The sequence below is a fragment of the Sphingomonas sp. PP-CC-1A-547 genome, from assembly GCF_003610375.1.
GTDB lineage: Bacteria > Pseudomonadota > Alphaproteobacteria > Sphingomonadales > Sphingomonadaceae > Sphingomonas.
Genome location: NZ_RAPZ01000010.1, coordinates 892908 through 919258, shown reverse-complemented (window position 1 = coordinate 919258; position 26351 = coordinate 892908). Strand labels below are relative to the sequence as shown.

Genomic DNA, 26351 nt, shown 5'->3' with positions numbered 1-26351 from the left:
CCATGAAGACACCACTCATCCTGATCGCGATGCTGCCACTCGCCGGGTGCATCAGCTTCGGCGCGAAACCGCCCCCCACGCTGCTGACGCTGACGAGTGCATCGTCGGTGCCGGTCGGCCAGAACCAGGACTCGGCGACCGCGAAGTCGATCACGATCCAGGTCCCGGTCGTGCCGCAGTCGCTGGCGACCGCACGCGTACCGGTGCAGGCGACGCCGACCTCGATCGCGTACGTGACTAACGCGCAGTGGGCCGAGCCCCCGGCGCGGCTGTTCTCGCGGTTGGTGTCGGATACGGTTGCGGCGCGGACCGGGCTGGTGGTGCTGTCGACGGCGCAGTCGGTCGGCGATCCCGGCGGGTTGCTCGGTGGCGAGCTGCGGTCGTTCGGTCTCGATGCTACGACGCGCGAGGCGGTCGTGACGTTCGATGCGTCGCTGACCCGCGTCGGCAAGACGACGGTCGAGAAGCATCGCTTCGAGGCACGCGTGCCGGTGTCGGCGATCGACGCACCTTCGGCAGCGGCCGGGATCAACCAGGCGGCGAACCAGGTCGCGACGCAGGTGGCGGACTGGATCGGTCGGTGAACGCCGCTTCGTTCTGAACGCGGCGTCGTTCTGAACGCGGCGTCGGTCTGAGCGTTGACTCTCTCTGACGAGGAGAGCGACGATGCCACAGGGCGACAAGAGCGCGTACACCGACAAGCAAAAGCGCAAGGCCGCGCATATCGCCGACGGCTATGAAGAGCGCGGCGTTTCGGAGAAGGAAGCCGAGGCTCGGGCGTGGGCTGCGGTGAACAAGGATTCGGGTGGGGGTAATCTGTCCGGCTCGGGCCGCGGTAAGCCCGATACGCATGCGTCTTCGCATGAGGGCGGGAAGCAGGCTGCTGGGCGTAGCGCGGCGGCGAAGTCTGCGGCGGCGAAGAAGGGTTGGGAGACCCGGCGGAAGAAGGCGAACGGCTGACAGGACTTTGATCCTCCCCTGCAAGGGGAGGTGGCTGGCGCTTGCCAGACGGAGGGGTGACGTCCTCTCAATAGCGCGGCTACCCCTCCGTCAGTCCTTCGGACTGCCACCTCCCCTTGCAGGGGAGGAATGAAGTCTGCCTCAACCCGCTAGCGTCGCTTCAGCTTCGGCTAGATGCAGGCGTTCCACCATCTGGCCATTGAGGCGGATTGCACCCTTGTCGGCATTCTCGGGCTCGGAAAAGGCGGCGACGATCGTGCGCGCCCATGCCAACTCCTCCTCATTGGGGCCAAAACCGGCGTTGGCCGCATCGATCTGGGAGGGGTGGATCAGCGTCTTGCCGTCGAACCCGAGCATTGCGCCTTGCGTGCACTCGGCGGCGAAGCGGGGCGGGTCGTCGAGGGCGTTGCAGACGCCGTCCAGCGCCACGATCCCGGCAGCACGGGCGGCCATGATCGTCGCGGTGAGAGCGGGGATCAGCGGCATGCGGTCTGGGCCGAGGCGGCAGCGCATCTCCTTGGCAAGGTCGTTGGTGCCGGCGATCAGTGCGGTGAGGTGCGTTTCGGCTGCCGCTGCGGAGAGTGCGGGCAGCGAAAGGATCGCGGCGCAGGTCTCGATCATTGCCCAGATTGGTGGGCCGTCTTCGCCGAGGGATGCGCGGACCGCGATCAGGTCGGCGACCGACGAGACCTTGGGGACGAGCACCGCGGCGACGCCTGTCGTGCGGATCGCGGCGATGTCGTCGGCATACCAGGGGGTGTCGAGGCCGTTGACCCTGACTACCAGTTCGCGCTCGCCGAAGCCGCCTTCGCGGACCGCCTCGATGACGCGGTCCCGTGCTGCGGCCTTCTCGTCGGGGGCGACGGCGTCTTCCAGGTCGAGGATGACGACGTCGCAATCGAGCGTCCGCGCTTTGGCGATGGCGCGGGCGTTCGAGGCGGGCATGTAGAGCGCGCTGCGGCGGCGTCTGATCGTCATGCTAGCGGCCGTTGCGGATCAGGTGACGACGTCGGGCGCGGTGCGGCCGGTGTGCTGGGCGATGCTCGCAATCGACTCCGCGGCGGCGACGATGCTGGCGAGCATCTCGCCGGTATCGCGGTCGAGGTTGCCGCCTATCGGCTCGTAGCGTTCGAGATACACGCGCAAGGTCGCGCCGGTGGTGCCGGTGCCCGAGAGGCGGAACACGACGCGGCTGCCGCCTTCGAACAGGATGCGGACGCCCTGGTTGCGGCTAATCGAGCCGTCGGTCGGGTCGGTATAGGCGAACTCGTCCGCGGTCTCGACGGTGAGGTCGCCGAATTGCTGGCCGGGGAGGGTGGCGAGGCTGGCGCGCAACGCTGCCATCAACGCGTCGGCGCGCGGGGTCTCGACGCCTTCGTAATCGTGGCGGGCATAATAGTTGCGGCCGAACTTCGTCCAGTGATCGCGGGCGATCGCGTCGACGCTTTCACCGCGCACCGCGAGGATGTTGAGCCACAGGAGGACTGCCCACAGGCCGTCCTTCTCGCGGACATGGTCGGAGCCGGTGCCGGCGCTTTCTTCGCCGCAGATCGTCGCCATGCCAGCGTCGAGCAGATTGCCGAAGAATTTCCAGCCGGTTGGGGTCTCGTAAGCCGGGATGCCGAGCGCTTCGGCCACGCGGTCGGCGGCGGCGCTGGTCGGCATCGAGCGGGCGATGCCCTTGAGACCACCTGCGTAACCGGGCGCGAGGTGCGCATTGGCGGCCAGCATCGCGAGGCTGTCCGAGGGGGTGACGAAGCGGTGCTTGCCGATGATCAGGTTGCGGTCGCCGTCGCCGTCCGATGCTGCGCCGAAATCGGGTGCGTCGGGCGCCATCATCGTCTCGTACAAGGCGTGCGCGTGGACGAGGTTGGGGTCGGGGTGATGACCGCCGAAATCGGGAAGGGGCTCGCCGTTGCGGACGGTGCCGGGCGCGAAGCCGAGGCGGCGTTCGAGGATCTCGGTCGCGTAGGGCCCGGTGACCGCGCTCATCGCGTCGAACGCCATCGTCAGTTTCGCCGCGCGAATGGCGTCGAAGTCGAACAGCGTTTCCATGAGCGCGGCGTAGTTCTCGACCGGGTCAACGACCTCGACGGGCATCGTGCCGACCGTGACTTCGCCGTCGGTGTCGAGGTCGATGTCTTCGGCGTCGACGGTCAGCCAGCGGTCGATCTCGAGCGTCCGTGCGTTGATCGCGTCGGTGACGGACTCAGGGGCGGGGCCGCCATTGGCGATGTTGTACTTGATCCCGAAATCCTCGTCGGGACCGCCGGGGTTGTGGCTCGCCGAGAGGACGAGGCCACCGATCGCGCGACGCTTGCGGATCATGTGGCTGGCCGCCGGGGTCGAGAGGATGCCGCCGCGGCCGACGATCACGCGGCCGAAGCCGTTAGCTGCCGCCATGCGGATCGCGACCTGGATCACTTCGCGGTTGAGGAAGCGGCCATCGCCGCCGATGACCAGCGTCGCGCTGGCCTTGTCCGCGACGACGTCGAACACGCTCTGGACGAAGTTCTCGGCGTAGTTCGGCTGCTGGAAAACCTTTACCTTCTTGCGCAGGCCCGACGTGCCGGGCTTCTGGTCGGTGTACGGCGTGGTCGATACGGTGCGGATCATGCGGTCCCCGTCAGGCTTGCGTAAAGGTCTGCGTAGCGGCGACCGCTCTCGTCCCACGAGAAGTCCGCGCGCATCGCGTTGCGCTGCAACATGGACCAGCGATCGGGGCGTGCATAGAGGGCCATCGTTCGGCGTAGCGCGTGGCTGAGCGCTTCGGGCGTGACGCCGTCGTGCTGGATGCCGGTGGCGACGCCCGCGGCGATCGCGGCTTCGTTGGCGTCGATCACGGTGTCGGCGAGGCCCCCGGTGCGCGCGACGACGGGGATGCAGCCGTAAGCCAGGCCGTAGAGTTGGGTCAGGCCGCAGGGTTCGAACCGCGACGGGATCAGGATCGCGTCGGCGCCGCCTTGCAGCAGGTGCGACACGGGTTCGTCATAGCCGATGCGGACGCCGATCCGGCCTGGGTGGCGTTCGGCGGCAGCGAGAAAAGCGAGTTCCAGGACGGTGTCACCCGAGCCGAGCAGCGCAAGACGGCCGCCGAGCGCGACGAGTTCATCAAGCGCGCCGGCGAGGACGTCCATGCCCTTCTGCCAGGTGAGGCGGCTGATGACGGTGAAGATCGGGCCGTCGCCGGTGTCGAGGCCGAACAAGGTCTCGATCGCGCGCTTGTTGATGCGGCGGCGGGAGAGCGTGCGCGCGGTGTAGCGGGCGGGGAGGGACGCGTCGGTCTCCGGGTTCCAGACGGCGGGGTCGATGCCGTTGACGATCCCGGTGACGCGGCCGGCGCGGTCGTTGATCAGGCCTTCGAGGCCCATGCCGAATTCGCCGCGGCGGATCTCGGCGGCGTAGGTCGGGCTGACGGTGGTGATCGCGTCGGCGGCTTCGAGACCGGCCTTGAGGAAGCCGACGCCGCCGTAATATTCGACGCCGTCGAGCGCGAAGGCTTCGTCGGGGAGTGCGAGGTCGGCGAAGATGTCGTGGCCGTAGCGTCCCTGGAACGCGATGTTGTGGATCGTGACGACGGTCTTGGCGGGGGCGCCGGGGCCGGGGGCATAGCGGAGATAGGCGGGGGCCATCGCCGCCTGCCAGTCGTGCGCGTGGAGGATGTCGAAGTCGTAGCCGGGGATTGCGCCCGAGGCGAGGTCGGCGGCGGCGCGGCTGAACGCGGCGAAGCGGCGCCAGTTGTCGGACCAGTCCGCGCCGGTCGCGTCGCCGTAGGGGCCGCCGCCTCGGGCGAATAGCGCGGGGGCGTCGAGGACCAGCAGCGCGTGGTCGCCGATCTTAGCTTTCAGGATGCGGGCTTCGGTGCCGAGAAGGTCGGTGTAGCGGTGGACGACTTTCACGCGCTTGGTGACGGCGGCGAGGGCTGGGTAGCCGGGGAGGAAGGTCGTGAGCGCGACGTTATGCGGCGCCAATGCGGCTGGGAGCGCGCCGACGACGTCTGCGAGACCGCCGGTTTTTATGAGGGGGTAGGCTTCCGAGGCGACGGAGAGGACGCGCATCAAATCCTCCCCGGCACGGGGAGGGGGACCGTTCGCCACTGGCGAATGGTGGAGGGGGCTCGCCGCCAACGTATCGCTTGTGGAAGCCCCCCTCCACCATGCGATGCATGGTCCCCCTCCCCGTGCCGGGGAGGATTTGCGTTGGTCCTCATGCCGTCAGTCGGTCGATCATGGATTTGGTTACCAGTACGACGCCGTTGTCGGTGCGGCGGAAGCGTTGGGCGTCGGATTCTGCGTCCTCGCCTACGATCAGGCCGTCGGGGATTTCGACGCCGCGATCGACCACCACTTTCGACAGGCGGGCGCCGCGGCCGATCACGCAGTGCGGGAGGATCACCGCTTGATCGAGCATCGAGTAGCTGTGCGCGCGTGTGCCGGTGAAGATCAGGCTGCGGTGGATCGATGAGCCGGAGATGATGCAATCGCCCGACACGAGGCTCGACACAGCCTCGCCGCGGCGGCCGTCGTCGGCGTGGACGAACTTCGCGGGTGGCGTGACCTCCGAATAGGTCCAGAGCGGCCAGCTGCGATCGTAGAGGTCGAGCTTGGGCACGACGTCGGTAAGGTCGATGTTGGCCTCCCAATAGGCGTCGACCGTGCCGACATCGCGCCAATATGCGTCGACTTCGCTGCCCGAGCGGACGCAGCTGTCGGAGAAGCGGTGCGCGACTGCCTTGCCGTGCTTGACGAGGTACGGGATGATGTCCTTGCCGAAATCGCGCGACGATCCTGGCGTCTCGGCATCGCGACGGAGTTCGTCGAACAGCAGTTTCGTGTGGAAGACATAGATCCCCATCGACGCCAGCGCGATGTCAGGATTGCCAGGGATCGCAGGCGGATCGGCGGGCTTCTCGACGAACGCGGTGACGTTGTCGTGCTCGTCGACGGCCATCACGCCGAAGCCGACCGCCTCCATCCGCGGCACTTCGAGGCAGGCGATCGTGACGTCCGCGCCGGTCTCGCAATGCTGTTGCAGGATCAGCTCGTAATCCATCTTGTAGATGTGGTCGCCGGCCAGGATGACCATGTATTCGGGCGCGTGGCTCTCGATGATGTCGATGTTCTGGTAGACCGCGTCGGCGGTGCCCTCGTACCATTGGAACTCGCTGATCCGCTGCGACGCGGGCAGGATGTCGAAGCTCTCGTTGCGTTCCGAGCGCAGGAAGTTCCAGCCGCTCTGGAGATGGCGGATCAGCGAATGCGCCTTGTACTGCGTCGCGACGCCGATCCGGCGGATGCCCGAGTTGATCGCGTTGGACAGTGCGAAATCGATGATGCGCGCCTTGCCGCCGAAATACACCGCGGGTTTCGCGCGCGTATCGGTCAGCTCCATTAGGCGACTGCCGCGGCCGCCGGCCAGCACATACGCCATCGCGTCGCGCGCCAATGGCTGTCCCCGCCGTTCCACCATGTCCGTCTCTCCCTAATATTCAGCAGTATAACGCGCCGTCACCCGCCGGTTGTTCCGTCGTTGCGCCGGATCGGTCTTCGAACTCGATCAGCCTTCATATTCGAGCATTATCGTCGCCAGCGGCGGCAGCGTGACCCAGGCCGCGCCGTCCTTCGCGACGACGCCGCCGAGATTGCCGAGCCCACTGCCCCAATAGTCGTGCGCGTCGCTGTTGATGATCTCGCACCAGCGGCCATCGAGTGGCAGCGGCACGCGGTAGGGCGCGCGGGCGATCGGCGTCATGTTGGCGACGATCGCGATCGGCTTCGCGCCGGGGGCCTTGCGCAACCAGGCGAACACCGAATTGGTGGCGTCGTCGGCGACCAGCCATTCGAAGCCCTCCGCCTCGCAGTCGCGGGCGTGCAGCGCCGGCTTCTCGCGGTAGACGGTGTTCAAGTCGCGGACGAGGTTGCGGATGCCCTCATGACTGCGGGCGTTGCGCAGGTCCCAGTCGAGCGCGCGCGCTTCCGACCATTCGCGACGCTGTGCAAATTCCTGCCCCATGAAGAGCAGTTTCTTGCCCGGATAGCCCCACATGAATGCGTAATAGGCGCGCAGATTGGCGAATTGCTGCCAGTCGTCGCCGGGCATCTTGGTCAGCAGCGAGCCCTTGCCGTGGACGACCTCGTCATGGCTCAAGGGCAGGACGAAGTTCTCGCTGAACGCGTAGACGAGCCCGAAATTGATCTCGCCGTGGTGGTGCTTCCGGTGCAGCGGATCGCGCGCCATGTACTGGAGCGTGTCGTGCATGAAGCCCATGTTCCACTTGAACCCGAAGCCGAGTCCCCCGCTCTTGCCGTCGTCGCTCACAGGCGCGGATACGCCGGGCCATGAGGTCGATTCCTCGGCGATCGTGAAGACGCCGGGGTGCTGGCCGTAGATTTCGCGGTTCATGTCGCGGAGGAACGCGACGGCTTCCCAATTCTCGCGGCCGCCGTCTGCGTTGGGGATCCATTCGCCGCTCTTGCGCGAGTAATCGCGGTACAGCATCGACGCGACCGCATCCACGCGCAGGCCGTCAATATGATAGCGCTCGGCCCAGAACAGCGCGTTGTTGACGAGGAACGACGTGACTTCGCGCCGCCCGAAATTGTAGATCGCGGTGTTCCAGTCGGGGTGGAAGCCGAGCCGCGGATCCTCGTGTTCGTACAGCGCGGTGCCGTCGAACTTGGCGAGCCCGAATGCGTCGGTCGGGAAATGCGCGGGGACCCAGTCGAGCAGCACGCCGATCCCGGCGAGATGTGCGCCATCGACGAACCGCGCAAAGCCATCGACATCGCCGAAGCGCGCGGACGGCGCGTAGAGGCCGGTGGTCTGGTACCCCCAGCTCGGGTCGTACGGGTGTTCGCTGATCGGCAGGAATTCGATGTGCGTGAAGCCCATCTCGACCACGTACGGGATCAGGCGGTCGGCGAGCGCGTCCCAGGTCAGGAACCAGCCGTCGGCGTCGCGGTCCCACGATCCGGCATGGACCTCATAGATGCTGATCGGCACGCGGCGCGGATCGACCGACGACCAATGCTTGCGGTGATCGGTGTCGGCCCATTCGTGCGCAAGTTTCCGCGTGATCGAGGCGTTGGCGGGGCGGAGTTCGGACGCGAACGCGAACGGGTCGGCCTTGAGCGGCTGTAGCTGGCCGTCGGGGCCGACGATCTCGAACTTGTAGGCGCGGTATTCGGCGATGTCGGGAATGAAGATCTCCCACACGCCGACGTCGCCGCGCTTGCGCATCGCGTGGCGGCGGCCGTCCCAGTCGTTGAAGTCGCCGACCACGGATACGCGCTGCGCATTGGGGGCCCAGAGCGCGAAGTGGACGCCATGCGCGCCTTCGTGCTCGATCAGGTGTGCGCCCATCTTGTCATGGAGGCGGCGGTGCGTGCCCTCCGCCATCAGCAGGTCGTCGATCGGGCCGAGCACGGGGCCGAAGCTGTACGGGTCGGTGACCCACCACGAGGTGTCGCCCGCCTCGGCGTGGTATTTCACCGGCTGTTGCGTGCCGTCGATCGGACCCTCGAACAGGCCGCGATCGTCGATCCGGGGGAGGGTGCCGAGCGCGGTGCCGTCGAGTGCGTGTGCCTCCGCGGTGTCCGCGCCGGGCAGCCAGACGCGTGCGAACACGCCGGTCGGGCCGCTGTGGACGCCGAGCAGCGAGAACGGATCGTCGTGACGCCCTTCGAGGAGGGCAACGATGGCGCCTTCGGGTGGCTTCACATCACCGTCCAGATTTCCCGCGCATATTCGCGGATCGTGCGGTCGGACGAGAACCAGCCGACGCGCGCGACGTTGCGGACGGTCGAGGCGACCCACGCGTCGCGGTCGTTCCAGCGCGTGTCGACGGCGCGCTGCGCAGTGGCGTAACTGTCGAAGTCGGCGGCGAGCATGAACCAGTCGCCCTCGTACAGCCCGCCCATCAGCCCGGCATAGCGCGTCTTGTCATCGGGCGAGAACACGCCGGATGCGATCGCCGACACTGCCTGGCGCAGTTCGTTCGAACCGTCGATGACGCTGCGCGGATCATAGCCGTTGGCGCGCTTCGCCTCGACCTCGTCCGCGGTCATGCCGAAGATGAAGATGTTGTCGTCGCCGACGCGGTCCTTGATCTCGATATTCGCGCCGTCGAGCGTGCCGATCGTCAGCGCGCCGTTCATCGCGAACTTCATGTTGCCGGTACCCGATGCCTCGAGCCCTGCGGTCGAGATCTGTTCGCTGAGGTCGGCGGCGGGGATGATCTTCTCCGCCAGCGACACGTTGTAGTTGGGCAGGAACGCGACTTTGAGCAGGCCACCGACCGACGGATCGGCGTTGATCCGGCGGGCGACGTCGTTCGCCAGCTTGATGACGAGCTTCGCGTTGTGATAGCTCGACGCCGCCTTGCCCGCGAACAGCTTCACGCGGGGCGTCCAGTCCCGCTCGGGATGGCTGCGGATCTGGTCGTAGAGCGCGACCGTCTCGATGATGTTGAGCAGCTGGCGCTTGTATTCGTGGATGCGCTTGATCTGGACGTCGAACATCGCATCCGGATCGACGCGGAGCCCCATCGTCTCCTTGATATGATTAGCCAGTGCCACCTTGTTCGAACGCTTCACGCTCGAAAAGCGCTCCCTGAAACCGGAATCGTCCGCGAAAACATCCAGATCGACGAGCTTTTCGGCGTCGTCGAGGAAGCCGTTGCCGATCGCATCGCGGATCAGCGCGGTCAGGCCGGGGTTGCATTGCTGGAGCCAGCGGCGCGGCGTGATGCCATTCGTCTTGTTGTTGATCCGCGTCGGGTAGAGCTTGTGCAGATCGGCGAAGACCGTCTTCTTCATCAACTGCGTGTGCAGCGCGGCGACGCCGTTGACGCTGTGCGAGCCGGCAAAGGCGAGGTTCGCCATCCGCACGCGCCGCTCGCCGCCTTCGTCGATCAGGCTGATCGCCGAGATTGCGCGGTCGTCGATGCCTTCCGCGCCGCGAGCTTCACGCAACAGCTTGGCGTTGATTGCGTAGACGATCTGCATGTGGCGTGGGAGCAGGCGCTCGAACAGCGGCAGCGGCCAGCTCTCCAACGCCTCGGGCAACAGCGTGTGGTTGGTGTAGCCGAAGGTGGCACGCGTGATCTTCCACGCCTCGTCGAACGCGAATTCGTGATGGTCGATCAACAGCCGCATGAGTTCGGCGACCGACACCGCGGGATGCGTGTCATTGAGCTGGATCGCGGCCTTGTCCGGCAGAGTGCGGATGTCGCCGAAATACTGGATGTGGCGGCGGACGATGTCCTGGATCGACGCGGACGAGAAGAAATACTCCTGGCGGAGGCGGAGTTCCTGGCCGGCGGCGGTTGAGTCGTTGGGGTAGAGGACGCGGGTAAGTGTCTCGGCGCGCGTCTGATCGGCAAGCGCGCCCGAGAAATCGCCGGCGTTGAAGCGGTCGAGCTTGATCGGGTCGAACGCGCTGGCGGTCCAGAGGCGGAGCGTGTTGACGTGCTTGCCGCGCCAGCCGACGACGGGCGTGTCGACGGCCGTCGCCTCGACCGCCTCGGACGGACTCCAATGGACCTGACCGTTGTCCGCCGCCGTCACTTCACCGCCGAAGCCGACGAAATAGGCGCTCTCGCGGCGTTCGAATTCCCAGGGATTGCCGTGCGCGAGCCAGTTCTCGGGCATCTCGACCTGCCAGCCATCGTCGATCCGCTGGCGGAACATGCCGTTCACGTAGCGGATGCCGTAGCCATAGGCGGGCAGTGCGAGGCTCGCCATGCTCTCCATGAAGCAGGCGGCGAGGCGGCCGAGTCCACCGTTGCCGAGCGCTGCGTCGGGCTCGATCTCTTCGAGTTCGGCGAGGTCGACGCCGTGGAGCTTCAGCGCCTGCGTGACTTCGTCGTTGCGCTGGAGGTTGGTCACCGCGTCGCGCAGCAGCCGGCCGATTAGGAATTCGAGGCTGAGATAATAGACGCGCTTGGCACCGGCCGCGTGCGCCGCCTTGGTCGAGGCCATCCAGCGTTCGACGATGTCGTTGCGGACGGTCAGGATCGTCGCGGCGAGCCAGTCGTGCGGGCGGGCGGCCTGCGCGTCCTTGCCGATGCGGTGGACCAGCGTGTCGAGGATCGAGTCGGCCAGATCCTGGATGACGGGTGCTTGAACGGGCGGCTGTACGGCAGGATCTGAGGTCACGCGGTTTCCGAAATCGTTACGGTCGCGGCGATCCTAGCCGTCCGCGAGCCGATGTCACGCGGACTTCCTTCCCGTGATGGAAAAGAAGGTTGCCGATCAATGCTTTGAATTTGGGATGATCCATCACCGCGCTGGGGCGGTGGTGGACAGGGTAGGGTTCGAACCTACGTAGGAGAAACTCCGGCAGATTTACAGTCTGCTGCCTTTAACCACTCGGCCACCTGTCCAGGCCGCTTTTGCAAGCGCCGCTCTTTCAAGCGAGGCGGCTCAATGGCGAAGCGCGCCCCGCCTGTCAACGCGGGTTTTGCGAAGTTTCGTGGTTCATAGTTGCCGCGGGCGCGGAATGCCGACAAGGACGCGGCATACACAGACACGATAGAGAGCGAATATGGCACGCAAGGGACACAGGCCGAGCAAGGCACCGGCAGGCCGCCCCCGCTTCTGGGGCAAGCACGCGGTGGGCGCTGCGCTCGCCAATCCGGAGCGCACGGTGCGAAAGATCCTCGGCACCCGCGAGGCGCTGGCCGGGTTCGACCTGCCGGCCGACGTGCCGGTGACCTATGCCGAGGCGATGGATCTGGCGCGGCTGGTGCCGGGCGACGCGCCACACCAGGGCGTGGTGATCGAGGTCGAGCCGCTCGAGGACATGTGGCTCGCCGACCTGCTCGAGCACGGCAAGGACGACAATCGCCCGCTGGTGATCCTGGACGGCGTGACCGATCCGCATAACGTCGGCGCGATACTGCGCTCGGCTGCGGCGTTCGATGCGCTTGGGATCATTACGCCTGATCGGAATGCGCCGCCGGAATCGGGGACGATCGCTCGGGCTGCGTCTGGTGCGCTTGAGAGCGTGCCTTGGATTCGGGTGGTGAACCTCGCGCGCGCTCTGGAAGAGATCGCCGCGGCGGGGTTCTGGCGGATCGGGCTGACGGGCCATGCGACGCAGACGCTGTCGGAAGCGATGGGCACGCAGCGGATTGCGATCGTACTCGGCGCAGAAGGCGAGGGCATGCGGCAGAATACCGAGCAGCATTGCGACGAGCTGGCGAAACTGCCGATCTCGGAGAAGGTGGAGAGCCTCAACGTGTCGAACGCCGCGGCGATCGCGCTGTATGCGGTGACGACGCGGTGACCCGAACTCCCTCGCCCCTACGGGGAGAGGGAAGGGGCCCGCCGCCCTTGCGGTGGGAAGGGAGAGGGGCGTGAGGCTCGGGACCTGGATCCCAACAGCCCCTCTCCCTTCCGGCGCAAGCGCGCCTCCCTCCCTCTCCCCGAAGGGGCGAGGGACAGGGGAATCAGTCCTCCGCTGCGATCTTTATCTTCAGGCCATCCAGCCCGTCGGTCAGCTCGATCTGGCACGACAGCCGTGAAAACTCATCGCGGTCATTCGTCGAGTCGAGCAGGTCATCCTCGTCCGGCCCCATCGGCTTCAGTTTGGCCGCAAAGTCCGGGTCGACATGGACGTGGCAGGTGGCGCACGAGCAACAGCCGCCGCACAGCGCCAGGATCTCGTCGATCCCGGCGTCGCGGATGACTTCCATCACCGAAAGGCCCGCCTCGCCGATGATCTCGCGTTCTTCCCCTTCGCGCGTCACGACGATAAGCTTGGGCATGTCATTCTCCGAAAAATCTTCGTGCGTTCATGCCGTTGCGCGAGCCAGGGATCAAGCATCATGGGCCTGAGCGCAGAGCAACTCGAAACCGCGATGGCGGCGTTGTGCGAGATCGAGCCGGCGTTCGCGGTCGCGGTGGGCAATGCGGGTCACCCCGCGCCCCGGATCAGCGAGCGCGGCTTTGCGACGTTGCTGCGCACGATCGTCGGCCAGCAGGTAAGTGTCGCCTCGGCCGCGGCGGTGTGGAACAAGCTCGACGCGGTGGTCGGCGGCGCAGGCGATCCGGCGAAGATCGTCGCCGCCAGCGACGAGTTGCTGAAGAGCGCGGGACTGTCGCGCCAGAAGCTCGGCTATGCGCGCAGCCTCGCCGACGAGGTGACGAGCGGGCGGCTCGATCTGACCAACCTGCCCGAGGACGACGAGGAGGCGATCGCCGCGCTGGTCCGCGTGAAGGGGATCGGCCGCTGGTCGGCTGAGATCTACCTGCTGTTCGCGGAAGGGCGGACGGACATCTGGCCAGCGGGCGACCTCGCGATCCAGATCGAGGTCGGGCGGATCCTTGGCCACGAGACCCGGCCGAGCGAGAAACTGACTCGCGAGGTGGCGGAGGCCTGGCGCCCCCACCGCGGCGCGGCGGCGATCTTCGCGTGGCATCATTACCAGGCGGACATGAAGGTCATCTGACCTCCTTGCTCCCCTCCCTGGAAGGGAGGGGCGGGGGTGGGTCGGTTTCCGCATGTTTGGACGGTGGTGGCTCGAGCAGGCCTACCCACCCCCAGCCCCTCCCTTTCAGGGAGGGGAGGCGCTTCCCATATATTGCTCGCGTACACCCGCACACGTCGGCCCGGCGAAAGCCGAGATCTCTCCATTTGAATGGCTACACCCGCCAATCAGAATACCCCAGCGTTCGCTGGGGTGACGGAAGCGGGTCAGCGCATTGTCGCCCGACTCGCCGGCCACGCCTTGTCCCCTTCCCCTCGTTCCGGCAAAGCACCCCCCGATGTCAGCCCCCAATCTCCCCGCGTCCGACTTCGCCAACTCGCTCGCCGAGAGCCACCGCACCGTCGTCGTCCCCGAAGGCGCGTCGTTCTGGCGGCGGCTGTTCGCGTTCGTGGGGCCGGGGTATCTCGTCGCAGTCGGCTATATGGATCCGGGCAACTGGGCGACCGACATCGCCGGCGGCTCCGCGTTCGGGTACACGTTGCTGTCGGTCGTCCTGCTGTCGAACCTGATGGCGATGGTCCTGCAAGCGCTCTCCGCACGCCTTGGCATCGTCGCAGGACTCGATCTCGCGCAGGCCTGTCGCGCGCATTATTCGAAGCCGGTCTCCGTCGCGCTCTGGTTCCTATGCGAGATCGCGATCATCGCGTGCGACCTTGCCGAGGTGCTCGGCACGGCGATCGCGCTGAAGCTGCTGTTTGGCCTGCCGTTGGTCTACGGCGTCGTCCTCACCGCACTCGACGTGTTCCTGATCCTCGCGCTGCAACGCTTCGGGTTCCGCAAGCTGGAGGCGTTCGTCGTCGCCTTGCTCGTGATCATCGCGGGGTGCTTCATCTTCGAGCTGTTCCTGGCGCGGCCCGAATGGGCGGGCGTGCTTGGCGGGCTCGTTCCGACGACGCAGATCGTGACGAACCCGGCGATGCTCTACATCGCGATCGGCATCCTCGGCGCGACCGTGATGCCGCACAATCTCTACCTCCACTCGTCGATCGTCCAGACGCGTGCCTTCGCCAAGGACACTGCGGGCAAGCGCGACGCGATCACGATGGCGACGATCGACGGCACGGTCGCGCTGGGCCTCGCGTTCTTCATCAACGCGGCGATCCTGATCCTCGCGGCGGCGACCTTCCACGTCGCCGGGCGGACCGACGTTGCCGAGATCGATCAGGCGTACCAGCTGCTTGCACCGATGCTGGGGATGGGTGCGGCGAGTGTGCTCTTCGCGGTCGCGCTGCTCGCGTCGGGTCAGAACTCGACGGTGACGGGAACGCTCGCGGGTCAGATCGTGATGGAGGGCTTCCTCAACCTGCGCATGCCGGTCTGGGCGCGGCGGCTGGTGACGCGGCTGCTGGCGATCGTGCCGGCGGTGTTCGTGGTCGGTGCTTCGGGTGATGCGGGGGCGACCAAGCTGCTGGTGCTCAGCCAAGTCGTGCTGAGCCTGCAACTTCCGTTCGCCGTCGTGCCGCTCGTCAAGTTCACCGGCGACCGCACGATCATGGGCGAACTGGTCAGCCCGGCGTGGCTGAAGGTTCTCGCCTGGGTGATCGCCGCGGTGATCATCGGGCTGAACGGCACTTTGCTCTACGGCATGCTGTAAATACGAAAACGGCGGCCGATCGCTCGGCCGCCGTCTCGTCGTTTCTAGCTTCGGCTGAAGCTCAACGGCACTTCACGTTGCCGCGGTCGACCGAGCGGCCGAGCAGTGCGCCGCCACCGGCACCCGCCAGCGTACCGAGCGTGCCGCCACCGATCAGGTTGGCCAACGCGCCGCCGCCGAGGGCGCCAATCACGAGGCCGGTCGTGCCGTCGTTGCGCTTGCAATAGGCGCGGCCGTCGCGACCACGATAGATGCGGTCGTTGCGGCCGAGGCGGCGCTCGCGATACTTGCCGTCACGGTAGCTGTTCGACGGATCCCAGTTGCGGTCGTCGCCACGCCAATTGCGATCGTTGCCGCGACGGTCGTTGTTGAAACGGCGATCGTCACGATCGCGACGGTCGTTGTTGTCGCGGCGATCGTCGTAACGCTGTGCGGTCGCGGCGGTCGGCAGCATCGCCGGCGCGGCAACGGCGACCGACATCAATGCTGCGATAAGATGCTTCTTCATGGGATAATCTCCTGAGCTATGCCGGTGTAACTTGCGCCACTCCGTAAAAGTTCATTCTTCGGCTTTCGTGCGGATGGCGGAGGGCTTGCACCGGTTTGCACCGGCCGATAGCAATCGAGCGATGAAGGTCGAAGGCAGCTATCGTGACAACGGGTTCGCGCATCTTCGCGGACTGATACCGGTCGAGGTGACCGATGCTTTCCTGCGCCGGCTCAAGCAGGATCTGGCGCTGGACCGGGTGGATCTAAGCAAGGTCACGCAGCATCCCAATCTGCTGAAACGTGCCGCGTTCGAGGTTTACGGTCGGCAATATCCGCCGATGTTGCAATTCCTTTGGGGACTGACGCCGATCGTCAGCCAGCTCGTCGGGCGCGACCTGTTGCCGACCTATGATTATTTCCGGATCTACCGCGAGGGCGACGTCTGCATGGTGCATTCGGACCGCCAGGCGTGCGAGCACAGCCTGTCGTTGACGCTCGATTACAGCGACGGTGCGCCCTGGGATCTGGAGGTCGGCACCGTACGAACCGAGCCAAGCTCGCGCGTTACGGACGACTTTGGCGCGGAGCCATATGCGGCGATCGCGATGGAGGTCGGCGATGCGGTCCTGTACCAGGGCGTGCACCACCGCCACGGCCGGATGACGCCGAACCCGAACGGCTGGTCGGCGCATCTTTTCCTGCACTGGGTCGACCGCGACGGGCCCTACCGCGATCAGGCGCTGGAAGGCGAAACCAGCCGCGCGAAGGCCGACTTCCACTTCATCTGACGCGCGTCAGACCTTGTCGGGGCTGGCCATTGAGCAGTCGTGGCCGTTGCCGGTCTCGACCTGTAACGTGGCGTGGCCGATGCCGAATTTGTCGTGGAGCATCGTCCTGGCGTCGCTGAGGAACCGGTCGCCGGGGTGGCCGGCGGGCATTACGAGGTGCGCGGTGAGGACGGGTTCGGTGGTGCTCATCGGCCAGATGTGAAGATCATGGATCTCGGTGACGCCGGGCAGGCTGCACAACGCGTCGTCGACATGGTCGAACTCGATCCCGCGGGGGACGGCGGACAGCGACATCTCGACGGTTTCGCGGAGCAGGCCCCAGGTCTGCCAGAAGATCAGGACCGCGATGACGATGCTGACCGCGGGGTCGATCCAGGTGAGGCCGGTGCGCCAGATCACGAAGCCGGCGATCACCACGCCGGCCGAGACGAGCGCGTCGGCGGCCATGTGGAGGTACGCGCCGCGGATGTTGACGTCGCCCTTTCGACCGCGTGCGAACATCCAGGCGGTGAACGCGTTGACGGCGATGCCGATGCCCGCGACCATCGACACGGTCAGGCCGGCGGTCGGGGCAGGGTCCGAGAAGCGCTGCGACGCCTCCAGCACGATCGCACCGAGCGCGACCAGCAACAGCAGTGCGTTGGCCAGCGCGGCGAGGATCGTCGAGCCCTTCAGCCCGTAGGTGTAGCGCTTGGTTGGTGCCGTGCGCGCGAGCATCGTGCCGCCCCAGGCGACGACGAGGCCGAGTACGTCGCACAGATTGTGGCCCGCGTCGGCGAGCAGCGCCACCGAGTCGATCCGCAGGCCGACGATCGCTTCGACGACGACGAAGACGATGTTGAGGCCGATGCCGATCGCGAAGGCGCGGTCGAACGAGGCCGGGGCGTGGCTGTGGCCGCCGTGGCTGTGGCCGTGGCTGTGTGAGTGACCATGCGAATGGTCATGTCCGTGATGATGTCCGCCCAAAGCCCGCGCTCCGCTAAATCCGGCCGCCGCCTAGCATCGACGTATCGTGAGATACTAGGACGTGAGCGGGCATTCTCCCGCCCGCCCGAAATACGACGGACTCCCCTCCCTGGAAGGGAGGGGCAGGGGGTGGGTTGGCGCTTTTTTGCCGCAACCGTAAGGACATGCGGGACCCGACCCACCCCCAACCCCTCCCTTCCAGGGAGGGGAGCAGTTTACCCTGCTACCAACCCACCCCGTCACCCCGGCGGAGGCCGGGGCCCACCGTCCCGCGCACTCAATTCTCTCGAATGCGCGGAACGGTGGATGCCGGAACGAGCCCGGCATGACGGGGGAGGCTACCCCTCGGTCGCGAGCGCCTTCAGCCGGTACAGTGCGTCCAGCGCATCGCGGGGGCTCATCGCGTCGATATCCAGCTTGGCGAGATCCTCGCGCAGCACGTCGCACGCAGCCTCCTCGACCTGCGCCGCGGCGGCGAACAATGGCAGGTCGTCCAGCCCGGCCGCCAGCCCCCCCGTCTTCGCGCGTCCGGCCTCGAGCTTCGCCAGCACCGCCTTCGCGCGCGCCACCGTGACCGGCGACATCCCCGCCAGCCGCGCGACCGCCAGCCCGTAGCTCCGATCCGCCGGGCCGTCGGCGAGTTCGTGGAGCAGCACCAGCTCCCCCTTCCACTCGCGCGCGCGGACGTGATGCAGCGACAGCGCCTCGCACCGCTCCGCCAGCCGCGTCAGTTCGTGGTAATGTGTCGCGAACAGGCAGCGGCAGCGATTGTCCTCGTGGATCGCCTCGACCACCGCCCAGGCGATCGCGAGCCCGTCATAGGTCGAGGTGCCGCGGCCGACCTCGTCGAGGATCACGAACGACCGGGGCGTCGCCTGCGCGAGGATCGCCGCGGTCTCGACCATCTCGACCATGAACGTCGACCGCCCGCGCGCGAGGTTGTCCGACGCGCCGACGCGGCTGAACAGGCGGTCGACCATGCCCAGGGTGGCCTTGGTCGCGGGCACGTACGACCCGGCCTGCGCGAGGACTGCGATCAGGGCGTTCTGGCGGAGGAAGGTCGATTTACCGCCCATGTTCGGGCCGGTGACGAGCCACAGCCGCGACGCCTCCGACAGATTGCAGTCGTTGGCGACGAACCGGTCGCCCGACTTGGCCACCGCCGCCTCGACCACCGGATGCCGGCCGCCTTCGATCTCGAAGCACGCGTGATCGACCAGCGAAGGCCGCGCCCAGGCGCCTTCCGCCGCGCGCTCGGCCAGCCCTGCCGCGACGTCCAGCCGCGCGAGCGCATCCGCGGTAGCGGCAATCGCATCGCGACCGGCGAGGGCCTGTGCGGTAAGTTCCTCGAGATGCGCCGCTTCCGCCGCCAGCCCGTGCGCGCCGGCCTGCGACACCTTCGCCGCGACTTCGTGCAGCGCAGGCGTATTGAAGCGGACCACGCCCGCGAGCGTCTGGCGATGCGTGAAGCCGCTCTCGGGTTTCATCAAAGGATCCGCCGCCCGCGCGGGGACTTCGACATGATAGCCGAGCACGCCGTTGTGGCGGATCTTCAGCGCGGTGACGCCGGTCGCGGTGCGGAACTCCGCCTCCAGCGCCGCGATCGCCCGCCGCCCGCCAGCGCCGGCATCGCGCAGGTCGTCGAGCGCGGCGTCATAACCTGCCGCGATATAGCCGCCGTCCGATGCCTCGATCGGTGGCGACGGCACCAGCGCGCGCTTGAGCAGGTCGATCAGCGCGCCGTGCCCGCGCAATCTTGGCGCGATATCCCGGAGCAGCACCGGCGGATCGACGATCGCATCCATCCGCTCGCCGAGGCTCCAGGCGCCGTCGAGCCCGTCGCGCAACTGCCCGAGATCGCGCGGACCACCACGCCCTGCCGCGAGGCGCCCGAGCGCGCGGCCGATGTCGGGCAGCGCGCGCAACGTCGACCGCAACCGCTCGCGCGCCGCCTGGTCGTCATGGAACAGCCGCACCAGATCGAGCCGCGCATCGATCGCCGCCTTGTCCATCAACGGCGCGCCGAGATCCGCGCCGAGCAACCGCGCGCCAGCGCCGGTCACGGTCCGGTCGACCGCGTCGAGCAGGCTGCCTTTACGCACGCCGCCGGTGGTGCAGGTCAGCTCGAGGCTCTCGCGGGTGGCGGCGTCGATCGCCATCGTCTCCGCCGCGCGGCCGATCCGCGGGGGGCGGAGGAAGGGCATCGTGCCCTTCGCATTATGCTCCAGATACGCGACCAGGCCTCCGGCTGCGGCGAGCCCTGCGCGACCGAACTGACCGAATCCGTCGAGCGTTGCCACGCCGTATAGCCGCTTCAGCCGAGCTTCGCCCGCGCCGCTGTCGAAGTCGATCTTCGGGCGCAACGTGGTAGCGGCTTCCTCGAAGACGCTGGCCTCCGAAGCGACAACCTCGGCCGCGCCGAGCCGCGCGAGTTCCGCCTCGACCGCATCGCCCGCAACCTCGACGATCTCGAACCGCCCGGTCGACACGTCCGCGGCGGCGATCGCCACCGATCCGCCAGCCTCGCCGATCGCCACGCACCAGTTATCCGACCGTGCGTCGAGCAGCGCCTCCTCGGTCAGCGTGCCCGCCGTCACCACGCGGACGATCGCTCGCGCGACGAGCGCCTTCGATCCGCCGCGCGCCTTGGCTTCCGCCGGACTCTCGACCTGCTCGGCGATTGCCACCCGGTGCCCCGCCTTGATCAGCCGTTGCAGGTACACCGTCGCCGCGTGGACGGGCACGCCGCACATCGGAATCGGCTTGCCCTCATGCTCGCCGCGCGCGGTCAGCGCGATGTCGAGGACCCCCGCCGCGATCCGCGCATCGTCCATGAACAATTCGAAGAAATCGCCCATCCGGTAGAACAACAGGCAATCCTGCGCTTCCGCCTTCAGGCCGAGATACTGCGTCATCATGGGGGTGGGGGCGGGGTTCGACATCAGGGGCGGGTAGCGAAAAGCCGCGTCCCATAAAACCCCTCTCCCCTCGGGGAGAGGGAGGGGCCCGCGCATAGCGTGGGAGGGTGAGGGGGAGTGAGGCTCGGGCACTCACCCCAACCGCCCCTCATCCGGCGCAGGCGCGCCACCTTCTCCCCGAGGGGGAGAAGGAGTTGTTACCGCACCCTCACCACCCCGGCGAAGGCCGGGGCCCAATTGGGGGACGGTAATAACGAAGCGCAGTCCGTCGTTACTCCGGCCTTGCCACTTGGGCCCCGGCCTTCGCCGGGGTGGTGTTGGTTGGCGGCGCCACCCAGCCTCGGGCGAAGTGTCCGGGGTGACGAACGGCGACCACCTGCCTAGAAGGTACTCCAAACCTAACGACCGTGCGAGGCCCCGCCCATGTCCGACGAAACGCTGCAATTCTCCGAACGCGAAGCCTTGCTCTTCCACTCGGAAGGTCGCCCGGGGAAGATCGAAATCATCGCGTCGAAGCCGATGGCGACGCAGCGGGATCTCGCGCTCGCCTACTCGCCCGGCGTCGCGGTGCCGGTGCAGGCGATCTACGATGATCCCGCGACCGTCTACGACTATACCGCGAAGGGTAACCTCGTCGCGGTCATCTCGAACGGCACCGCGATCCTCGGCATGGGCAATCTCGGCCCGCTCGCCAGCAAGCCGGTGATGGAAGGCAAGGCGGTGCTGTTCAAGCGCTTCGCCGATGTCGACGCGATCGATATCGAGCTGAAGACCGAGGACGTGAACCGCTTCATCGACGCGGTCGAACTGATGGAGCCGACCTTCGGCGGGATCAACCTCGAGGACATCAAGGCGCCCGAATGCTTCATCATCGAGCAGGCCCTGCGCGAGCGGATGAACATCCCCGTCTTCCATGACGACCAGCACGGCACCGCGATCATCACCGCCGCCGGCCTGATCAACGCGTGCCTGCTCACCGGGCGGAAACTGTCCGAGGTCAAGATCGTCGTCAACGGCGCCGGCGCGGCGGCGATCGCCTGCACCGAACTCGTGAAAGCGATGGGCGTGCGCGGCGACAACGTCATCCTCTGCGACCGCAAGGGCGTGATCTACCAGGGCCGCGACGGAGTCGACCAGTGGAAGTCGGCACACGCCGCGATCACAGAGACGCGCACGCTGACCGAGGCGCTGGTTGGCGCCGACGTGTTCCTGGGGCTGTCCGCGGCGGGCTCGCTGACGCCGGAGATGGTCAAGGACATGGCGCCCGCGCCGATCATCTTCGCGATGGCCAACCCCGAGCCGGAGATCCGCCCGGAACTGGCGATGGCCGCGCGTCCCGATGCGATCGTCGCGACCGGGCGCTCGGATTATCCGAACCAGGTCAACAACGTGCTCGGCTTCCCCTTCATCTTCCGCGGTGCGCTCGACGTCCGCGCGACCGGCATCAACGACGCGATGAAGATCGCCGCCGCCAACGCGATCGCCGAACTCGCCCGCGAACGCGTGCCGGAGGAAGTCGCCGCCGCATACGGCGTCAGCCACAGCTTCGGCCCGGCCTACATCATCCCAGCCCCGTTCGATCCGCGCCTGATGGAAGTCGTCCCCGTCGCGGTCGCCAAGGCGGCAATGGCCTCGGGCGTCGCGACCAAGCCGATCCTCGACATCGAAGCCTACCGCCATTCGCTGCGTGCCCGCCTCAACCCGACCACGTCGGTGCTGTCGATGGCGTACGAAGGCGCCCGCGCACATCCCAAGCGCGTGATCTTCGCGGAAGGCGAGGAAGAAGTCGTCCTCCGCGCCGCCATCGCCTTCAAGGAAGGCGGCTACGGCACGCCCGTCCTCGTCGGCCGCGACGACGTGCCCGACCGCTTGCGCGCGCTCGGCGTCACCGACCCCGAGAGCTTCGAACTCCACAACAGCCGCGTCTCGCCGCTAGTCCCCCGGATGGTCGACTTCCTCTATTCGCGGCTCCAGCGGCGCGGTTACCTGCGCCGCGATTGCGAGCGGATGGTCAACCAGGACCGAAACATCTTCGGCGCGCTGCTGCTTCAGCTCGGCGAAGGCGACGCGATGATCACCGGCATCACGCGGACGTACGGCGAGACGATGCGCCAGATCTACCGCGTGATCGATCCGGCGGCGGGAAAGACGCCGTTCGGCATCCACCTGCTGGTCGGCCAGAGCCACACGGTGTTCATCGCCGATACCACGGTCAACGAGCGCCCGACTGCCGAGCAGCTGGCCGACTTCGCCGAGCAGACGGCGGCGGTCGCGCGGCGGATGGGGCATGAGCCTCGCGTGGCGTTCCTCAGCTATTCGAACTTCGGCAATCCGAAGGGCGAATGGCTCGACAATATCCGTGATGCGGTGACGGTGCTCGACGGGCGGAAAGTCGGGTTCGAATATGAGGGCGAGATGGCGCCGGACGTAGCGCTGAACCCGAAGCAGTTGGCGAACTATCCGTTTGCGCGGCTGTCGGGGCCGGCGAACGTGCTGATCATGCCGGGGCTTCAGTCGGCGCATATCTCGGCGAAGTTGTTGCGGGAACTGGGCGGGGATTCGGTCATCGGCCCGATGCTGATCGGCATGGAGAAGCCGGTCCAGGTGGCGCCGATGACGTCGACGGCTAGCGAACTGGTGACCCTGGCCGTTCTCGCGGCAGGTGGTATCGCGCGCTAATCTCCCTCGCCCCTCCGGGGAGAGGGAAGGGGCCCGCGGCGCTTGCCGTGGGAAGGGAGAGGGGCTTGAGGCTCGGGACGGTTCATCCCAACGCCCCTCTCCCTTCCGCAGCCAAGCGGCTGCTCCCTCCCTCTCCCCGGAGGGGCGAGGGAATTAGCTCAGGCGTCGATGCTTGTGCCGAGTGACGCATGCACCAGCCCGCCGTCCACCGTGATCGTCTCGCCGATCACGTAATCCCCCGCGCGGCTGGCGAGATAAATCGCCGCGCCCGCCATATCCTCGTCCACCCCGACGCGCTTGGCCGGGATCCCCTGCGCCACCGCATCCCCATGATCCCGCGCCGCCTTGTTCATGTCGCTCGCGAACGCCCCCGGTGCGATCGACGTCACGTTGATCGAATCCGTCACCAGCCGCGCCGCCATCCGCTTCGTCAGGTAGATCAGCGCCGATTTCGACGCATGATAGCTGTACGTCTCCCAAGGGTTCAGCCGCTGCCCGTCGATCGACGTGATGTTGATTACCTTCGCAGGCTTCTCCCGCGACCCGGAAGCCTTCAACGCTGCATGCAGAGCCTGCGTCAGGAAGAACGGCGACTTGACGTTCAGGTCCATGACCTTGTCCCAGCCGACCTCCGAAAACTCCTCGAACGGCACGCCCCACGCCGCGCCCGCGTTGTTCACGAGGATATCGAGCTGCGACTCATGCTCGGCGAACTGCGCGGCGAGCGCCTTGCACCCCGCCACCGTCGAGACATCCTGCGGCAACGCGATGCAGTTCGGCCCGAGTTCCGCCGCCGCCGCCTCGCACACATCGGCTTTCCGCGACGAGATATACACCTTGGCCCCCTGCGCGATGAAGCCGGCGGCGATCATCTTGCCGATCCCGCGGCTGCCGCCGGTGATCAGCGCGACGCGGCCGTCGAGCCGGAACAGGTTGGTCGTATCCATCACGCATCCTCCGAATGTTTGGCCGCTTGGTATCGCCGAGCGCCGCTTGCCGCAAACCCGTTTTTCGAACGAGGCGTCATTGACGAGTGCAAAGCCCGTACTATGCTTGCAAAAAAATGGGCTCGCCAAAAACTAGGAGAGAGCGTGTGAGGTTTTCAGGCAAGCGTGCCGTCGTGACCGGCGGCGCGTCCGGCATCGGCCGGGCGACCGCACTGCGACTCGCCGACGAAGGGGTGACCGTCCTGATCGGCGACATCGACGAGACCGGCGGCCACGCGATCGCCGACGCATCCGGCGGCCGCATCCTGTTCCAGCGTACCGACGTGCTCCAGGCCGGCGATATCGAGGCGCTGATGCAGACCGCCGACGACGCGGGCGGGCTCGACATCCTGTTCAACAACGCCGGCGCGGGCGGCTCGCGCGACCCGATCGGCGAGATTTCGCCTGAGGACTGGGACCGAACGCAGGCGCTCCTCCTCCGCTCGGTCGCGCTCGGCATCCGCTATGCCGCACCGCTGATGGCGAAACGCGGCGGCGGCGCGATCGTCAACACCTCGTCGGTATCTGCGCTTGGCACCGGTTACGCGCCGACCGCCTATTCCACCGCCAAGGCCGGCGTGCTCCACCTCACCAAGCAGGCCGCCGCCGACCTCGCGCAGCACAAGATCCGCGTGAACGCCGTCGTGCCCGGCTTCATCGTCACCAACATCTTCACGCGCACGCTCGAACTCGACGCCGCCAAGACGTCGCAGGCCGATGCGATGATCGCGCATATCGCCGCCGACGCACAGCCGATCCGCCGCCCCGGCACCAGCGAGGACATCGCCGCCGCGGTCGCGTTCCTCGCCAGCGACGATGCCAGCTTCATCACCGGCACGCACATCCTCGTGGATGGCGGCATGACGATCGGCACGCGGCCAAGCTGGGACCCCGCGCAACCCTCGCTGTTCGCGCTGCTCGACAAACTGAAGTGATGGCACCCGCCCGCCGCCTCTCCAACGGAACGATGGCGAGCTACGGCTTCGGCGCGGTCGCGTACGGGGTAAAGGACGCCGGGTTCGGCACGTTCCTACTGCTGTTCTACAACCAGGTCGTCGGGCTGCCGTCCGCGACCGTCGGGCTCGTCATCATGATGGCGCTGATGATCGACGCGTTCGTCGATCCGGCGGTGGGCTTCTTCTCTGATCGCACGCGGACGAAATGGGGCCGGCGGCATCCGTGGATGTACGCGTCCGCGCTGCCGATCATGGTCGGCTGGCTGCTGCTGTGGAACCCGCCCTCGATCATGTCGGAGCCGCAGACGCTCGTCTGGCTGTTCGTCATGGCGGTAATCGTGCGCAGCGCGGTGAGTTGCTACGAGGTGCCGTCGGTGGCGCTGACGCCCGAGCTGACGTCGGGCTATGACGAGCGCACGCGGATCATGGCGTATCGTTACCTGTTCGGCTGGGTTGGCGGGTTGCTGATGCTGCTGTCGGCGTACCAGTATTTCCTCGCGCCGACGGCGGCGTTCCCGAACGGGCTGCTCAACCGAGCCGGATACGGCGGTTTTGCGCTGGCGGGGGCGATCTTCATCGGCGTCGCGATCCTCGTCTCCGCGCTTGGGACACATCACGAGATCAGGCATCTGCCGAACCCGCCGATCGTCCGCCAGACCTTGCGCGAGTCCTTCGCCGAACTGCGCCAGACCGTGAGGAACCGCGCGTTCGCGATCCTGATGGCGGCGGGAGTCTGCGCGTACACGATCCAGGGCATTAGCTACGCGATGTCGAACTACCTCTATACCTATGTGTGGGGCTTCAAGGGTCCGGTGTTCGTCTACCTGACGATCGCGCTGTTCTCGGGCGTGTTCCTCGCGTTCCTGGCCGCGCCCCGGCTCGGCAGGACGGGGAGCAAGCCCAAGGCGGCGATGGGCGCGGTGCTGCTGGGCGCGGCGCTCAACACCTCGCCCTATTGGCTGCGGATGCTCAGCGTGTTTCCGGACGTCGGCGAGCCCGCATTGCTGCCGATGCTGTTCGGGTTCTTCATCCTCGGCACCGCGTCGAACGTCACCGGGTTCATCCTCGGCGCATCGATGATGGCGGACGTGGTCGAGGACTCGGAAGCAAAGACGGGCAGGCGGTCGGAAGGCGTGTTCTTCGCCGGCTCGTTCTTCGTCCAGAAATGCACGAGCGGGATCGGCATCTTCTTCGCCGGCATGATCCTCGCCGTGGCGGGGTTCCCCGCCAAGGCGACGCCGGGGACGGTCCCGATCGCCACGATCGACCGCCTCACGCTGATCTACGCCGGCCTCTACATCGTGCTGGCGTGCGTCTCGGCGTACTTCTTCTCCCGCTTCCCCTTCGGCCGCGTCGAACACGAGGCACGGCTGGCGAGACTTGCAACGACACCAGTTCGCAACGACTGACGATGCCACCTCGTACGATCCTTCCCCGCCAGGGGGAGGTGGCTGGCTCTCGCTAGACGGAGGGGGAGGCAAAGGAACGTCGGTTTCGTGTCCTCCCCCTCCGTCACCTACGG

20 protein-coding genes and 1 tRNA gene are annotated in these 26351 nt (G+C 67.0%); 9 read left to right on the top strand and 12 right to left on the bottom strand.

The genetic code is table 11. From position 1 onward, the window contains the following. Positions 1-2: 2 nt before the first annotated feature. Together C8J39_RS04930 and C8J39_RS04925 are read left to right on the top strand one after the other, a co-directional pair. Positions 3-584 (top strand): ABC-type transport auxiliary lipoprotein family protein, encoded by a 582-nt coding sequence (locus C8J39_RS04930; RefSeq protein WP_120299465.1) that lies wholly within the window; start codon positions 3-5, stop codon positions 582-584. A gap of 82 nt (positions 585-666) precedes the next feature. Beyond that, positions 667-960 carry a plasmid stabilization protein gene (locus tag C8J39_RS04925; protein WP_120299464.1) on the top strand — a complete coding sequence of 98 codons (294 nt, stop codon included), beginning with the start codon at positions 667-669 and terminating at the stop codon, positions 958-960. A gap of 141 nt (positions 961-1101) precedes the next feature. On the opposite strand, the gene C8J39_RS04920 is transcribed toward C8J39_RS04925, so the two are convergent. The 7 genes from C8J39_RS04920 to C8J39_RS04890 form a co-directional block, all read right to left on the bottom strand. Then, the gene (locus tag C8J39_RS04920; protein WP_120299463.1) at positions 1102-1938 is read right to left on the bottom strand and encodes a CoA ester lyase; all 837 of its coding nucleotides are present in this window, start codon (positions 1936-1938) and stop codon (positions 1102-1104) included. 18 nt (positions 1939-1956) lie between these two features. Continuing rightward, the gene (locus tag C8J39_RS04915; protein WP_120299462.1) at positions 1957-3576 is read right to left on the bottom strand and encodes an alpha-D-glucose phosphate-specific phosphoglucomutase; all 1620 of its coding nucleotides are present in this window, start codon (positions 3574-3576) and stop codon (positions 1957-1959) included. After that, positions 3573-5018: a glycogen synthase GlgA gene (gene glgA / locus C8J39_RS04910; protein WP_120299461.1), complete on the bottom strand. Its 1446-nt coding sequence runs from the start codon at positions 5016-5018 to the stop codon at positions 3573-3575. The genes C8J39_RS04915 and glgA overlap by 4 nt, the downstream gene beginning before the upstream one ends. Positions 5019-5166: 148 nt before the next feature. Continuing rightward, on the bottom strand, positions 5167-6426 hold the full coding sequence (gene glgC / locus C8J39_RS04905; RefSeq protein WP_404969316.1) for a glucose-1-phosphate adenylyltransferase: 1260 nt from the start codon (positions 6424-6426) through the stop codon (positions 5167-5169). A 90-nt stretch (positions 6427-6516) separates the two neighbouring features. After that, positions 6517-8679 carry a 1,4-alpha-glucan branching protein GlgB gene (gene glgB / locus C8J39_RS04900; RefSeq protein WP_120299459.1) on the bottom strand — a complete coding sequence of 721 codons (2163 nt, stop codon included), beginning with the start codon at positions 8677-8679 and terminating at the stop codon, positions 6517-6519. Then, positions 8676-11072 carry a glycogen/starch/alpha-glucan phosphorylase gene (locus tag C8J39_RS04895; RefSeq protein WP_207896940.1) on the bottom strand — a complete coding sequence of 799 codons (2397 nt, stop codon included), beginning with the start codon at positions 11070-11072 and terminating at the stop codon, positions 8676-8678. The genes glgB and C8J39_RS04895 overlap by 4 nt, the downstream gene beginning before the upstream one ends. A 185-nt stretch (positions 11073-11257) precedes the next feature. Further along, a tRNA-Tyr gene (locus C8J39_RS04890) sits at positions 11258-11344 on the bottom strand. 161 nt (positions 11345-11505) lie between these two features. On the opposite strand from C8J39_RS04890, the gene rlmB reads away from it, so the two are divergent. Next, complete coding sequence (gene rlmB / locus C8J39_RS04885) at positions 11506-12249, top strand: 23S rRNA (guanosine(2251)-2'-O)-methyltransferase RlmB (RefSeq protein WP_060527267.1); 744 nt, start codon at positions 11506-11508, stop codon at positions 12247-12249. A 163-nt stretch (positions 12250-12412) separates the two neighbouring features. Here the strand turns inward: rlmB and C8J39_RS04880 are convergent, their stop codons facing one another. After that, a complete protein-coding gene (locus C8J39_RS04880) occupies positions 12413-12730 on the bottom strand; it encodes a 2Fe-2S iron-sulfur cluster-binding protein (protein ID WP_120299457.1) in 318 nt (105 codons plus the stop codon). A gap of 60 nt (positions 12731-12790) precedes the next feature. Between C8J39_RS04880 and C8J39_RS04875 the strand changes: the two genes are divergently transcribed. Together C8J39_RS04875 and C8J39_RS04870 are read left to right on the top strand one after the other, a co-directional pair. After that, positions 12791-13414, top strand: coding sequence for a DNA-3-methyladenine glycosylase (locus C8J39_RS04875; protein ID WP_120299456.1), 624 nt, complete (start codon positions 12791-12793; stop codon positions 13412-13414). Positions 13415-13730: 316 nt separating this feature from the next. Then, a complete protein-coding gene (locus C8J39_RS04870) occupies positions 13731-15047 on the top strand; it encodes an Nramp family divalent metal transporter (RefSeq protein WP_120299455.1) in 1317 nt (438 codons plus the stop codon). Positions 15048-15108: 61 nt separating this feature from the next. Here C8J39_RS04870 and C8J39_RS04865 read toward each other — a convergent pair whose 3' ends face one another. Further along, the gene (locus C8J39_RS04865) at positions 15109-15555 is read right to left on the bottom strand and encodes a hypothetical protein (protein WP_120299454.1); all 447 of its coding nucleotides are present in this window, start codon (positions 15553-15555) and stop codon (positions 15109-15111) included. A gap of 121 nt (positions 15556-15676) precedes the next feature. Between C8J39_RS04865 and C8J39_RS04860 the strand changes: the two genes are divergently transcribed. Continuing rightward, positions 15677-16324: a hypothetical protein gene (locus tag C8J39_RS04860; RefSeq protein WP_120299739.1), complete on the top strand. Its 648-nt coding sequence runs from the start codon at positions 15677-15679 to the stop codon at positions 16322-16324. A 6-nt stretch (positions 16325-16330) separates the two neighbouring features. On the opposite strand, the gene C8J39_RS04855 is transcribed toward C8J39_RS04860, so the two are convergent. Continuing rightward, positions 16331-17290: a cation diffusion facilitator family transporter gene (locus C8J39_RS04855; RefSeq protein ID WP_120299453.1), complete on the bottom strand. Its 960-nt coding sequence runs from the start codon at positions 17288-17290 to the stop codon at positions 16331-16333. A gap of 338 nt (positions 17291-17628) precedes the next feature. Then, positions 17629-20208, bottom strand: a complete 2580-nt coding sequence (mutS, locus tag C8J39_RS04850; protein WP_120299738.1) for a DNA mismatch repair protein MutS — start codon at positions 20206-20208, stop codon at positions 17629-17631. 423 nt (positions 20209-20631) lie between these two features. Here mutS and C8J39_RS04845 point away from each other — a divergent pair, with 423 nt between their 5' ends. Next, positions 20632-22887 (top strand): NADP-dependent malic enzyme, encoded by a 2256-nt coding sequence (locus C8J39_RS04845; protein ID WP_120299452.1) that lies wholly within the window; start codon positions 20632-20634, stop codon positions 22885-22887. 158 nt (positions 22888-23045) lie between these two features. On the opposite strand, the gene C8J39_RS04840 is transcribed toward C8J39_RS04845, so the two are convergent. Continuing rightward, positions 23046-23834: an SDR family oxidoreductase gene (locus tag C8J39_RS04840; RefSeq protein WP_107963835.1), complete on the bottom strand. Its 789-nt coding sequence runs from the start codon at positions 23832-23834 to the stop codon at positions 23046-23048. A gap of 146 nt (positions 23835-23980) precedes the next feature. On the opposite strand from C8J39_RS04840, the gene C8J39_RS04835 reads away from it, so the two are divergent. Both C8J39_RS04835 and C8J39_RS04830 read left to right on the top strand, forming a co-directional pair. Next, positions 23981-24808: an SDR family NAD(P)-dependent oxidoreductase gene (locus tag C8J39_RS04835; protein WP_120299451.1), complete on the top strand. Its 828-nt coding sequence runs from the start codon at positions 23981-23983 to the stop codon at positions 24806-24808. Continuing rightward, complete coding sequence (locus C8J39_RS04830; protein WP_243649724.1) at positions 24808-26238, top strand: MFS transporter; 1431 nt, start codon at positions 24808-24810, stop codon at positions 26236-26238. Before C8J39_RS04835 ends, C8J39_RS04830 begins: the two co-directional genes overlap by 1 nt. Positions 26239-26351 lie beyond the last annotated feature (113 nt).